The organism is Hongsoonwoonella zoysiae, from assembly GCF_013266695.1.
In the GTDB taxonomy this organism is placed as follows: Bacteria; Pseudomonadota; Alphaproteobacteria; order Rhizobiales; family Stappiaceae; genus Hongsoonwoonella; species Hongsoonwoonella zoysiae.
In genome coordinates this window covers 1,096,566-1,106,201 of record NZ_JABRXF010000002.1, presented here as the reverse complement: position 1 = coordinate 1,106,201, position 9,636 = coordinate 1,096,566, and the positions used below count along the sequence as shown (strand labels likewise).

Below are 9,636 nucleotides of genomic sequence, written 5' to 3'. Positions count from 1 at the left end.
GACAACGTCTCGGTGACGGTGACGCTGATTGTTCCGATCGCCATGGAGGAAGGCCTCCGCTTCGCCATCCGCGAAGGCGGCCGCACCGTCGGTGCCGGCGTCGTCGCGAAGATCATCGAGTAATCCACGGACGATGGGCGCTTGGGGCCCCCTCGGGCGCCCTGGTCCTTTGGAGACTGAGACATGAACGGTCAGAATATTCGGATCCGCCTCAAGGCATTCGACCACCGTGTTCTCGACGCTTCCACGCGCGAGATCGTTAGCACGGCGAAGCGGACCGGGGCACAAGTGCGCGGCCCCGTGCCGCTGCCGACGCGGATCGAGAAGTACACGGTGCTTCGCGGTCCGCACATCGACAAGAAGAGCCGTGATCAGTTCGAGATGCGCACGCACAAGCGCCTTCTCGACATCGTTGATCCGACGCCGCAGACCGTCGACGCTTTGATGAAGCTCGACCTTGCTGCAGGTGTTGACGTCGAGATCAAGCTGTAAGGCGCTCACAAGGGGTAACGCCGATGCGTTCTGGAGTGATCGCACAGAAGGTGGGTATGACACGCATCTATAACGATGCGGGAGAGCAGGTTCCGGTGACGGTGCTGAGGCTCGAAAGATGTCAGGTTGTCGCCCACCGGACGGAAGATAAGAATGGCTACACCGCGCTGCAGGTCGGCGTCGGAGCGGCCAAGGTGAAGCGCACGTCCAAGGCGATGCGTGGCCATTTCGCGACCGCGAAAGTCGAGCCGAAGCGCAAGCTCGCCGAGTTCCGCGTGACGAACGACAACCTGATCGATGTGGGCGCCGAAATCACGGCGGATCATTTCGTCGAGGGCCAGTTCGTGGACGTGACCGGCACCTCTATCGGTAAGGGCTTTGCCGGTGCCATGAAGCGGCACAATTTTGGAGGTCTTCGGGCAACGCACGGTGTGTCTATCTCGCACCGCAGCCATGGCTCGACCGGTCAGAACCAGGATCCGGGCAAGGTCTTCAAGGGCAAGAAAATGGCCGGCCACATGGGCCAGGAGCGGGTTACGACCCAGAACCTGAAGGTTGCGCGCACGGATGCCGAGCGTGGGCTGATCATGGTTGAGGGCGCGGTTCCGGGCGCGAAGGGCGGCTGGATCCTTATCCGCGACGCCGTGAAGAAGGCGCTGCCGGAAGGTGCGCCCCTGCCGGGTGCGTTTCGCATGCCGAACGGCGAGCCCGCGGCTGAGGCCGGGAAGGAGAGTGAGTGATGGAACTCGAGGTAAAATCCCTCGGCGGCACGTCGGCCGGTTCGATCACCGTGTCTGACGAGATTTTCGGCCTTGAGCCGCGCACCGACCTTATTCACCGTGTCGTGCGCTGGCAGCTTGCGAAACGTCAGGCGGGTACGCACAAGACGCTCGGTCGCTCTGAAGTTACGGGTACGACCAAGAAGTTCGTGCGTCAGAAGGGTACGGGCGGAGCGCGTCACGGCAACCGCAAGGTTCCGCAGTTCCGTGGTGGCGGTCGTGCATTTGGCCCGGTGGTTCGTGATCACGCGCATGACCTTCCCAAAAAGGTGCGCGCACTCGGGCTGCGGCATGCGCTGTCTTCCAAGGCGAAGTCGGCGAAGCTGATCGTGCTTGATGACGCCAAGGCCGGTGAAGCCAAGACGAAGGCGGTTCGCGAGCAGCTTGCCAAGCTCGGCCTGTCGAACGCTCTCGTGATCGATGGCGCCGAGATTGATGCCAACTTCGGCCTTGCCGCGAGGAACATCCCGTCCATCGATGTGCTTCCGATTGCGGGCATCAACGTCTATGACATCGTCCGCCGCGATACGCTGGTTCTCACCAAGGCTGCGGTTACGGCTTTGGAGGAGCGGTTCAAATGACGGACATCAGGCATTTCGACACGATCGTGTCTCCGGTGATCACGGAGAAATCGACGCTTGCTTCCGAGCAGAACAAGGTCGTTTTCAATGTTTCCGGCGATGCGACGAAACCCCAGATCAAGGCAGCGGTCGAGGCGCTTTTCGGCGTCAAGGTGACCGCGGTCAACACTTTGGTCCGCAAGGGCAAGGTCAAGCGCTTCCGTGGCCGTATCGGCCAGCAGTCCGACGTCAAGAAGGCGGTCGTGACTCTGAAGGACGGCGATTCGATCGACGTAACGACGGGCCTTTGAGGCGGAGAAGGATAGATGGCACTCAAGACCTTTAATCCGACGTCGCCGGGCCGTCGCCAGCTCGTCCAGGTCGACCGTTCCGGACTGTGGAAGGGCAAACCGGTCAAGACGCTGACGGAAGGCCTGTCGAAGTCGGGTGGGCGTAACAACGCCGGCCGCCAGACGGCGCCGAACATCGGCGGCGGTCACAAACGCCGGTATCGTCTTGTGGACTTCAAGCGCCGCAAGCACGATATTCCCGCCACAGTGGAACGGCTGGAATATGATCCGAACCGGACAGCGTTCATCGCGTTGATCCGTTATGAGGACGGCGAACTTGCCTACATTCTTGCGCCGCAGCGTCTTGCCGCTGGCGACAAGGTTGTTGCAGGTAAGCATGTCGACGTGAAACCCGGCAACGCGATGCCGCTCTCGTCGATCCCGGTGGGCACGCTGGTCCACAATGTCGAGATGAAGCCCGGCAAGGGTGGTCAGATCGCGCGGTCTGCGGGTGCTTACGTGCAGATTGTCGGCCGAGACCAAGGCTATACGGTGCTTCGCCTGATGTCGGGTGAGCAGCGCCGGGTGCCCGGTGCATGTTTCGCAACCGTTGGCGCTGTGTCCAATTCGGACCACGCGAACATCAATCTTGGCAAGGCTGGTCGTTCGCGCTGGCTTGGACGTCGCCCGCATGTTCGTGGCGTGGCCATGAACCCGGTCGATCACCCGCACGGCGGTGGTGAAGGTCGGACCTCCGGCGGCCGGCATCCGGTTACGCCCTGGGGCAAGCCGACCAAGGGCAAGCGTACCCGCAGCAACAAGGCCACGGACAAATACATCGTCCGTAGCCGTCATGCGCGCAAGAAGTAAGGGGACGGACGATGTCACGTTCTGTATGGAAGGGCCCGTTCGTCGACGGTTACCTTTTGAAAAAAGCGGATAAGGTTCGCGAATCCGGTCGCAACGAGGTCATCAAGATCTGGAGCCGGCGTTCCACGATCCTTCCGCAGTTCGTTGGGCTTACCTTTGGCGTCTACAACGGCCAGAAGCATGTCCCGGTCCTGGTGTCTGAAGACATGGTCGGTCACAAATTCGGCGAGTTTTCGCCGACGCGGACCTACTACGGCCACGGCGCTGACAAGAAGGCGAAGAGGAAGTAACGATGGGCAAGCCGAAGCGTGAGCGGGTGCTCGCCGACAACGAGGCGCGGGCGGTAGCCCGGATGCTGCGCGTTTCACCGCGCAAGCTGAACCTCGTCGCGGCTTCCATCCGTGGCAAGAAGGTCGAATCGGCTCTCGCGGATCTGTCGTTCTCCCGCAAGCGCATTGCGGGAGATGTCAGGAAAGCGCTGATGTCGGCGATCGCTAATGCGGAAAACAATCACGATCTCGATGTCGACAGTCTGGTTGTCGCCGAAGCGCACGTAGGCAAGGCATTCGTGATCAAGCGGTTCCAGGCGCGTGCGCGCGGTCGTGTCGGTCGGATTGAGAAACCGTTTTCGAACCTCACGATCGTGGTCCGCGAAATCGAGGAGACTGCCTGATGGGTCAGAAAGTAAATCCGATCGGCCTGCGCCTCGGCATCAACAGGACCTGGGATTCCCGCTGGTATGCGGACAAGGGTGAATATGGAGATCTTCTGCATGAGGATTTCCGCATTCGCGAATATATCCAGAACGAGTTGAAGCAGGCTGCGGTTTCGAAGGTTGTTGTTGAGCGTCCGCACCGCAAGTGCCGCGTTACCATTCATTCGGGCCGTCCGGGCGTCATCATCGGCAAGAAGGGCGCCGACATCGAGAAGCTTCGCAAGAAGCTTACGGCGATGACCAATTCCGATGTGCACATCAATATCGTTGAAGTGCGCAAGCCGGAGGTTGATGCTCAGCTCGTCGCGAGCTCGATTGCTCAGCAGCTTGAGCGTCGCGTTGCGTTCCGCCGAGCCATGAAGCGTGCGGTTCAGTCCGCAATGCGTCTCGGTGCCCAGGGCATTCGTATTTCCTGCAGCGGCCGTCTCGGCGGTGCTGAAATCGCGCGTATCGAGTGGTATCGCGAAGGGCGGGTTCCGCTGCATACGTTGCGTGCGGATATCGACTACGGTGCTGCGACGGCTCACACGGCTTATGGAGCCTGCGGCGTGAAGGTCTGGATCTTCAAGGGCGAAATTCTTGAGCACGATCCGATGGCCTCCGAGCGCCGTTCGAGCGAAGGTGACCAGAACCAGGGCGGCCGGCGCGACCGGTCTGATCGTGCGGCTTGAGGCTGCCGGTCCCGCGCCGAGTTCCTAGAGAAGCGAGAGAGAAAAGATGCTGCAACCGAAGCGAACGAAGTTCCGCAAGCAGCACAAGGGCCGCATCCATGGCTTGGCCAAGGGCGGAACCGATCTGAACTTCGGCGCATACGGCCTGAAGGCCGTTGAGCCGGAGCGCATCACCGCGCGGCAGATCGAGGCGGCCCGTCGTGCATTGACCCGTCACATGAAGCGTGCGGGCCGTGTGTGGATCCGCATCTTTCCGGATGTGCCGGTTTCCAAGAAGCCGACCGAAGTCCGTATGGGTAAGGGCAAGGGCTCGCCGGAATATTGGGCATGCCGTGTAAAGCCCGGCCGGATCATGTTCGAGATCGACGGCGTGCCGGAAGAAACCGCGCGCGAGGCTATGCGGCTTGCCGCTGCCAAGCTGCCGATCAAGTGCCGTTTCGTTCAGCGTATTGCTGAATAACGAGCGTTCCAGGAGTTAAGGCCATGAAGGCGACGGACGTTCGGGCGAAGACCATAGACGAGCTCTCCACTGAGCTTGAAGCCCTGAAGAAGGAGCAGTTCAACCTGCGCTTCCAGAAGGCGACCGGTCAGCTCGAAAACACGGCGCGGGTGCGGCAGGTTCGCCGTGATATCGCGCGTATTCAGACGATCATGCGCGACAAGCGCGTGGGCGCGTAAGGAGACGAGAATGCCGAAACGCGTTCTTCAGGGTGTCGTTGTGAGCGATGCTAATGCAAAGACGGTCACGGTGCTTGTCGAGCGCCGCTTCACGCACCCGCTGTTGAAGAAGACCGTCCGCCGCTCGAAAAAGTATCGGGCGCACGACGAGAACAACAACTGCAAGGTCGGGGACAGGGTTCTGATACAGGAATCCGCGCCGATCTCGAAGTCGAAGAGTTGGGTCGTGGTCGAGGAATCGGCCGCGAAATAAGGTGAGCTTGCGGTGCCCTTAGCGGGTGCGCCGGGATAATTACAAGGCAGCCAGTCATGATTCAGATGCAAACAAACCTCGACGTCGCCGATAATTCCGGCGCCCGTCGTGTCATGTGCATCAAGGTGCTCGGCGGCTCCAAGCGGAAGTATGCCAGCGTTGGCGACATCATCGTCGTCAGCGTGAAGGAGGCGAACCCGCGCGGCCGCGTGAAAAAGGGCGACGTGATGAAGGCGGTCGTCGTGCGCACGGCGAAGGACATTCGCCGCGCCGATGGATCGGTCATCCGGTTCGACCGCAATGCGGCCGTTCTGGTGAACAACAACAAGGAACCGGTTGGTACCCGTATTTTCGGCCCGGTTCCGCGCGAACTGCGAGCGAAACAGCACATGAAGATCATTTCGCTCGCTCCGGAGGTGCTCTGATGCCCGCGAAGATCAAGAAAGGCGACAACGTCGTCGTGCTGACCGGTCGCGACAAGGGCAAGACCGGTGAAGTTATCAGGATGCTCCCTGAAGAAAACCGGGCTGTTGTGCGTGGCGTGAACGTGGTGCGACGTCACCAGCGCCAGACCGCGCAGGCCGAGGGCGGCATCATTTCCAAGGAAGCTGCGATCCACGTTTCCAACCTTGCCATCGCCGATCCGAAGGACGGCAAGCCGTCCCGCGTCGGCTTCCAGGTCAAGGAAGACGGCACGAAGGTTCGCGTGGCCAAGCGTTCGGGGGATCTGATCGATGGCTGACACGGCATACATGCCTCGGATGAGGACGCATTACGATGAGGTCGTGCGTCCCCAACTGCAGGAAAAATTCGGTTACAAGAACCCGATGGAAGTTCCCACGATCGAGAAGATCGTGTTGAACATGGGCGTCGGGGAGGCTGTGGCCGACTCCAAGAAGGCGAAGATCGCCGCAGACGACCTGGCGCTGATCGCCGGTCAGAAGCCGGTGATTACCCGCGCGAGCAAATCCATCGCGACCTTCAAGGTTCGCGAAGGGATGCCGCTTGGCGCGAAGGTCACGCTTCGCCGTGCCCGCATGTACGAGTTTCTTGACCGTCTCGTGACGATCGCGCTTCCTCGCGTTCGCGATTTTCGCGGTCTGAGCCCGAAGAGCTTCGACGGTCGTGGAAACTACGCGATGGGCATCAAGGAGCATATCGTGTTCCCGGAGATCAACTACGACAAGGTCGATCAGATCTGGGGCATGGACGTGGTCGTTTGCACGACGGCAAAGACCGATGACGAGGCGCGCGAGCTGCTGCGCGCGTTCAACTTCCCGTTCCGCAAATAACTGCGGATACGGGAAAGGAACGAGGAAAGACGATGGCGAAGAAGAGCGCGGTCGAGAAGAACAAGCGGCGGGAGCGTCTGGTCAAGAAGTATGCCGAGAAGCGTGCTGCGCTGAAGGCTCTGGCCAAGGACGAAAGCCTTTCGCTGGAGGAGCGTTTCAATGCGCGGCTGAAGCTTGCCAAGCTTCCGCGCAATTCCGCTCCGAACCGGGTACGCAACCGGTGTGAAGTCACGGGACGTCCGCGCGGTTTCTACCGCAAGCTAAAGATGTCGCGTGTGGCCCTTCGCGAACTGGGCTCCCTGGGCAAGATCCCGGGCCTGGTCAAGTCGAGCTGGTAAGGAGAAACTCCCATGGCGATGTCCGATCCGTTGGGGGATATGCTGACCCGCATCCGCAATGCGCAGATGCGGCGCAAGCCGAAAGTGTCCACGCCGGCCTCGAAGCTGCGTGCTCGCGTTCTCGAAGTGCTGCAGAAGGAAGGTTTCATCCGCGGCTATTCCACGGTCGAGTTTGACGGTGGCAAGTCGGAGATCGAGATCGAACTGAAGTATTTCGACGGCGAGCCGGTGATCAGGACGATCGAGCGCGTGTCGAAGCCCGGCCGTCGGGTTTACTCGTCGGTCAAGAATATTCCGCACGTGAACAATGGTCTTGGCGTTTCCATCCTGTCGACCCCGCGCGGGGTTCTGGCGGATCACGAAGCGCGCGACCAGAATGTGGGTGGAGAGGTGCTCTGCCGCGTCTTCTGATGCGGCGGCCTTTCCGGTAACGAAATTAACCGAATAGGTTGATCAGATGTCTCGAATTGGCAAAAGGCCAGTCCCCGTGCCTAGCGGGGTAACGGCAACGATCAACGACCGGACGGTTCAGGTGAAGGGCCCCAAGGGGGAACTTTCCTTCGTCGTGAACGAGAACGTCCTGGTCGAGATGACGGATGACGGGATCAGGATCGATCCGCGTGACGACTCCAAGCGTTCGCGGTCGATGTGGGGCATGAGCCGTACGATGATCTCGAACATCATCAATGGTGTAAGCCAGGGCTTTGAGAGAAAGCTTGAGATCACCGGCGTCGGTTACCGCGCTCAGGTGCAGGGCAGCAACCTGCAGCTTGCGCTCGGTTTCTCGCATGACGTGGTGTTCCCGATCCCGGATGGGATCCAGATCCAGTGCCCGAAGCCGACGGAAATCGTGATTTCCGGCATTGATAAGCAGCGTGTTGGTCAGGTCGCGGCGAACATCCGCGAATACCGTCCGCCGGAGCCCTACAAGGGCAAGGGCGTTCGCTATGCGGATGAGTTCATCGTCCGCAAGGAAGGCAAGAAGAAGTAACGGGCGGGATCATGTCGAAGGGCAACTCAAGCTTCGAGCGTCGGCGCGATCGCGTGCGCCGCTCGATCAAGAAAGTGGCGAACGGGCGTCCGCGTCTATCCGTGTTCCGCTCGTCCAAGCAGATTTATGCGCAGATCATCGACGACGCGAAGGGGCATACCGTTGCCGCCGCATCGACGATCGAGAAGGACGTCCGCGGTCAGATAAAGACCGGTGCGGATGTCGCCGCGGCGGAGGCTGTCGGCAAGCTTATCGCCGAGCGGGCGAAGGCTGCCGGTGTCACGCAGGTCGTGTTCGACCGTGGTGGCTATCTGTATCACGGTCGCGTCAAGGCGCTCGCCGATGCGGCGCGCGAAGGCGGGCTGGAATTCTGACCGCGTAGACAGACGCTCTAGGAACGGAAGACGAAGATTATGGCAAGACAGGACATGCGGGACCGCGACGAGCGCGACAGCGAATTTGTCGACAAGCTCGTCCACATCAACCGCGTCGCCAAAGTGGTCAAGGGTGGCCGCCGTTTCGGATTTGCCGCGCTCGTCGTCGTGGGCGACCAGAAGGGTCGCGTCGGCTTCGGCCACGGCAAGGCCCGTGAGGTGCCCGAGGCGATCCGCAAGGCGACGGAAGCTGCGAAGCGCACGATGATCCGCGTTCCGTTGCGCGAGGGCCGGACGCTGCATCACGATGTCGAGGGCCGTCACGGCGCTGGCAAGGTGATCCTGCGCGCCGCGCCTGCCGGTACCGGAATTATCGCCGGTGGCCCGATGCGCGCGGTTTTCGAAACGCTTGGCGTGCAGGACGTCGTCGCGAAGTCGCTTGGTACGTCCAACCCTTACAACATGGTCCGGGCGACGTTCGATGCGTTGAAGCGCGAAGACAGCCCTCGTTCGGTGGCCGCACGGCGCGGTCTCAAGGTTTCGGCGCTCCAGGCACGCCGTCGTGATACCGACGATGGCCCTTCGGTGTCTGCCGAGGGTTGACCTTGGTGTCGTAGCACACCAGCTTGAATGAGGATTTGTTCGATGGCGAAGACCGAGAACACCATCACGGTCGAACAGATTGGCAGCCCGATCCGGCGTCCGCAGGATCAGCGCGCCACCCTGGTCGGCCTTGGTCTGAACAAGATGCACCGCCGCTCGACGCTGAAGGACACGCCGGAAGTGCGCGGCATGATCCGTAAGGTCCAGCATCTCGTGCGCATCGTCGAAGACGCGTAAGGGATCCGGGAGAACGACAATGAAACTCAACGAACTCCGGGACAATCCGGGCGCCACGAAGGAGCGGACCCGCGTTGGACGCGGCATCGGCTCCGGCAAGGGCAAGACGGGCGGCCGCGGCGTGAAGGGCCAGAAGTCCCGCTCCGGCGTCGCGATCAAGGGCTTCGAGGGCGGCCAGATGCCGATCCATCGCCGCCTGCCGAAGCGTGGCTTCACGAATATTTTTGCGAAGTCGTATAATGTCGTTTCGCTGGGTCGTGTTCAGCAGGCGCTTGATGCCGGCAAGCTGGATGCCTCCGCTCCGGTGACTGCCGAAGCGCTGAAGGTTGCTGGCGTGCTCAAGCGGATCAAGGACGGCGTGCGCCTTCTTGGCGACGGCGAACTGAAGGCTGCGGTCAATTTCGAGATTGCCGGTGCTTCCAAAACGGCCGTTCAGGCGGTTGAGAAGGCTGGCGGCAAAGTGACCATCATCGGGGTTCAGGCGGAAGCCTGA

Annotated in this window: 22 protein-coding genes; all 22 read left to right on the top strand. The window is 61.1% G+C overall.

The genetic code is table 11. The features are described from left to right. On the top strand, positions 1-123 hold a 123-nt coding region (locus HPQ64_RS16400), incomplete at its 5' end, for an EF-Tu C-terminal domain-related protein (protein WP_484496827.1). Positions 124-183: 60 nt separating this feature from the next. After that, complete coding sequence (gene rpsJ, locus HPQ64_RS16395; RefSeq protein ID WP_029057583.1) at positions 184-492, top strand: 30S ribosomal protein S10; 309 nt, start codon at positions 184-186, stop codon at positions 490-492. Between the two features lie 23 nt (positions 493-515). Then, positions 516-1,232 (top strand): 50S ribosomal protein L3, encoded by a 717-nt coding sequence (gene rplC / locus HPQ64_RS16390; RefSeq protein ID WP_172889558.1) that lies wholly within the window; start codon positions 516-518, stop codon positions 1,230-1,232. After that, positions 1,232-1,852 carry a 50S ribosomal protein L4 gene (gene rplD / locus HPQ64_RS16385; protein WP_172889557.1) on the top strand — a complete coding sequence of 207 codons (621 nt, stop codon included), beginning with the start codon at positions 1,232-1,234 and terminating at the stop codon, positions 1,850-1,852. The genes rplC and rplD overlap by 1 nt, the downstream gene beginning before the upstream one ends. Further along, the gene (locus HPQ64_RS16380) at positions 1,849-2,142 is read left to right on the top strand and encodes a 50S ribosomal protein L23 (protein ID WP_172889556.1); all 294 of its coding nucleotides are present in this window, start codon (positions 1,849-1,851) and stop codon (positions 2,140-2,142) included. The genes rplD and HPQ64_RS16380 overlap by 4 nt, the downstream gene beginning before the upstream one ends. A gap of 15 nt (positions 2,143-2,157) precedes the next feature. Continuing rightward, positions 2,158-2,991, top strand: a complete 834-nt coding sequence (gene rplB / locus HPQ64_RS16375) for a 50S ribosomal protein L2 (protein WP_172889555.1) — start codon at positions 2,158-2,160, stop codon at positions 2,989-2,991. An 11-nt stretch (positions 2,992-3,002) separates the two neighbouring features. Then, positions 3,003-3,281: a 30S ribosomal protein S19 gene (rpsS, locus tag HPQ64_RS16370; protein WP_160774323.1), complete on the top strand. Its 279-nt coding sequence runs from the start codon at positions 3,003-3,005 to the stop codon at positions 3,279-3,281. Between the two features lie 2 nt (positions 3,282-3,283). Further along, positions 3,284-3,664, top strand: coding sequence for a 50S ribosomal protein L22 (rplV, locus tag HPQ64_RS16365; protein ID WP_172889554.1), 381 nt, complete (start codon positions 3,284-3,286; stop codon positions 3,662-3,664). After that, on the top strand, positions 3,664-4,377 hold the full coding sequence (gene rpsC, locus HPQ64_RS16360) for a 30S ribosomal protein S3 (RefSeq protein ID WP_172889553.1): 714 nt from the start codon (positions 3,664-3,666) through the stop codon (positions 4,375-4,377). Before rplV ends, rpsC begins: the two co-directional genes overlap by 1 nt. Before the next feature lie 46 nt (positions 4,378-4,423). Further along, positions 4,424-4,837: a 50S ribosomal protein L16 gene (gene rplP, locus HPQ64_RS16355; RefSeq protein ID WP_160774326.1), complete on the top strand. Its 414-nt coding sequence runs from the start codon at positions 4,424-4,426 to the stop codon at positions 4,835-4,837. Between the two features lie 23 nt (positions 4,838-4,860). Continuing rightward, positions 4,861-5,055: a 50S ribosomal protein L29 gene (gene rpmC / locus HPQ64_RS16350; RefSeq protein WP_160774327.1), complete on the top strand. Its 195-nt coding sequence runs from the start codon at positions 4,861-4,863 to the stop codon at positions 5,053-5,055. A 10-nt stretch (positions 5,056-5,065) separates the two neighbouring features. Then, positions 5,066-5,308, top strand: a complete 243-nt coding sequence (gene rpsQ / locus HPQ64_RS16345) for a 30S ribosomal protein S17 (RefSeq protein ID WP_160774328.1) — start codon at positions 5,066-5,068, stop codon at positions 5,306-5,308. A gap of 56 nt (positions 5,309-5,364) precedes the next feature. Further along, entirely contained in the window at positions 5,365-5,733 is a 369-nt protein-coding gene (gene rplN / locus HPQ64_RS16340) for a 50S ribosomal protein L14 (RefSeq protein ID WP_172889552.1), read from the top strand. Further along, entirely contained in the window at positions 5,733-6,050 is a 318-nt protein-coding gene (gene rplX / locus HPQ64_RS16335) for a 50S ribosomal protein L24 (protein WP_172889551.1), read from the top strand. The genes rplN and rplX overlap by 1 nt, the downstream gene beginning before the upstream one ends. Beyond that, positions 6,043-6,600, top strand: coding sequence for a 50S ribosomal protein L5 (gene rplE / locus HPQ64_RS16330; protein WP_172889550.1), 558 nt, complete (start codon positions 6,043-6,045; stop codon positions 6,598-6,600). The genes rplX and rplE overlap by 8 nt, the downstream gene beginning before the upstream one ends. Positions 6,601-6,632: 32 nt before the next feature. Further along, the gene (gene rpsN, locus HPQ64_RS16325) at positions 6,633-6,938 is read left to right on the top strand and encodes a 30S ribosomal protein S14 (RefSeq protein ID WP_172889549.1); all 306 of its coding nucleotides are present in this window, start codon (positions 6,633-6,635) and stop codon (positions 6,936-6,938) included. A gap of 12 nt (positions 6,939-6,950) precedes the next feature. Next, entirely contained in the window at positions 6,951-7,349 is a 399-nt protein-coding gene (gene rpsH / locus HPQ64_RS16320) for a 30S ribosomal protein S8 (protein WP_172889548.1), read from the top strand. Positions 7,350-7,395: 46 nt separating this feature from the next. Then, complete coding sequence (rplF, locus tag HPQ64_RS16315) at positions 7,396-7,929, top strand: 50S ribosomal protein L6 (RefSeq protein ID WP_172889547.1); 534 nt, start codon at positions 7,396-7,398, stop codon at positions 7,927-7,929. A gap of 11 nt (positions 7,930-7,940) precedes the next feature. Next, a complete protein-coding gene (gene rplR / locus HPQ64_RS16310) occupies positions 7,941-8,303 on the top strand; it encodes a 50S ribosomal protein L18 (protein ID WP_210260301.1) in 363 nt (120 codons plus the stop codon). Between the two features lie 39 nt (positions 8,304-8,342). Then, entirely contained in the window at positions 8,343-8,906 is a 564-nt protein-coding gene (gene rpsE / locus HPQ64_RS16305) for a 30S ribosomal protein S5 (RefSeq protein WP_172889546.1), read from the top strand. Between the two features lie 42 nt (positions 8,907-8,948). Beyond that, complete coding sequence (gene rpmD, locus HPQ64_RS16300) at positions 8,949-9,143, top strand: 50S ribosomal protein L30 (RefSeq protein WP_172889545.1); 195 nt, start codon at positions 8,949-8,951, stop codon at positions 9,141-9,143. Positions 9,144-9,162: 19 nt separating this feature from the next. Then, positions 9,163-9,636: a 50S ribosomal protein L15 gene (rplO, locus tag HPQ64_RS16295; protein ID WP_172889544.1), complete on the top strand. Its 474-nt coding sequence runs from the start codon at positions 9,163-9,165 to the stop codon at positions 9,634-9,636.

Coding starts and splice junctions, on each gene's coding strand:
- rpsH (WP_172889548.1), top strand. CDS start 6,951: ATGGCGATGTCCGATCCGTTGGGGGATATGCTGACCCGCATCCGCAAT.
- rpmC (WP_160774327.1), top strand. CDS start 4,861: ATGAAGGCGACGGACGTTCGGGCGAAGACCATAGACGAGCTCTCCACT.
- rpsE (WP_172889546.1), top strand. CDS start 8,343: ATGGCAAGACAGGACATGCGGGACCGCGACGAGCGCGACAGCGAATTT.
- rpsQ (WP_160774328.1), top strand. CDS start 5,066: ATGCCGAAACGCGTTCTTCAGGGTGTCGTTGTGAGCGATGCTAATGCA.
- rplP (WP_160774326.1), top strand. CDS start 4,424: ATGCTGCAACCGAAGCGAACGAAGTTCCGCAAGCAGCACAAGGGCCGC.
- rpsS (WP_160774323.1), top strand. CDS start 3,003: ATGTCACGTTCTGTATGGAAGGGCCCGTTCGTCGACGGTTACCTTTTG.
- rplO (WP_172889544.1), top strand. CDS start 9,163: ATGAAACTCAACGAACTCCGGGACAATCCGGGCGCCACGAAGGAGCGG.
- HPQ64_RS16380 (WP_172889556.1), top strand. CDS start 1,849: ATGACGGACATCAGGCATTTCGACACGATCGTGTCTCCGGTGATCACG.
- rplX (WP_172889551.1), top strand. CDS start 5,733: ATGCCCGCGAAGATCAAGAAAGGCGACAACGTCGTCGTGCTGACCGGT.
- rpsC (WP_172889553.1), top strand. CDS start 3,664: ATGGGTCAGAAAGTAAATCCGATCGGCCTGCGCCTCGGCATCAACAGG.
- rpsJ (WP_029057583.1), top strand. CDS start 184: ATGAACGGTCAGAATATTCGGATCCGCCTCAAGGCATTCGACCACCGT.
- rplN (WP_172889552.1), top strand. CDS start 5,365: ATGATTCAGATGCAAACAAACCTCGACGTCGCCGATAATTCCGGCGCC.
- rplV (WP_172889554.1), top strand. CDS start 3,284: ATGGGCAAGCCGAAGCGTGAGCGGGTGCTCGCCGACAACGAGGCGCGG.
- rplB (WP_172889555.1), top strand. CDS start 2,158: ATGGCACTCAAGACCTTTAATCCGACGTCGCCGGGCCGTCGCCAGCTC.
- rplR (WP_210260301.1), top strand. CDS start 7,941: ATGTCGAAGGGCAACTCAAGCTTCGAGCGTCGGCGCGATCGCGTGCGC.
- rpmD (WP_172889545.1), top strand. CDS start 8,949: ATGGCGAAGACCGAGAACACCATCACGGTCGAACAGATTGGCAGCCCG.
- rplC (WP_172889558.1), top strand. CDS start 516: ATGCGTTCTGGAGTGATCGCACAGAAGGTGGGTATGACACGCATCTAT.
- rpsN (WP_172889549.1), top strand. CDS start 6,633: ATGGCGAAGAAGAGCGCGGTCGAGAAGAACAAGCGGCGGGAGCGTCTG.
- rplD (WP_172889557.1), top strand. CDS start 1,232: ATGGAACTCGAGGTAAAATCCCTCGGCGGCACGTCGGCCGGTTCGATC.
- rplF (WP_172889547.1), top strand. CDS start 7,396: ATGTCTCGAATTGGCAAAAGGCCAGTCCCCGTGCCTAGCGGGGTAACG.
- rplE (WP_172889550.1), top strand. CDS start 6,043: ATGGCTGACACGGCATACATGCCTCGGATGAGGACGCATTACGATGAG.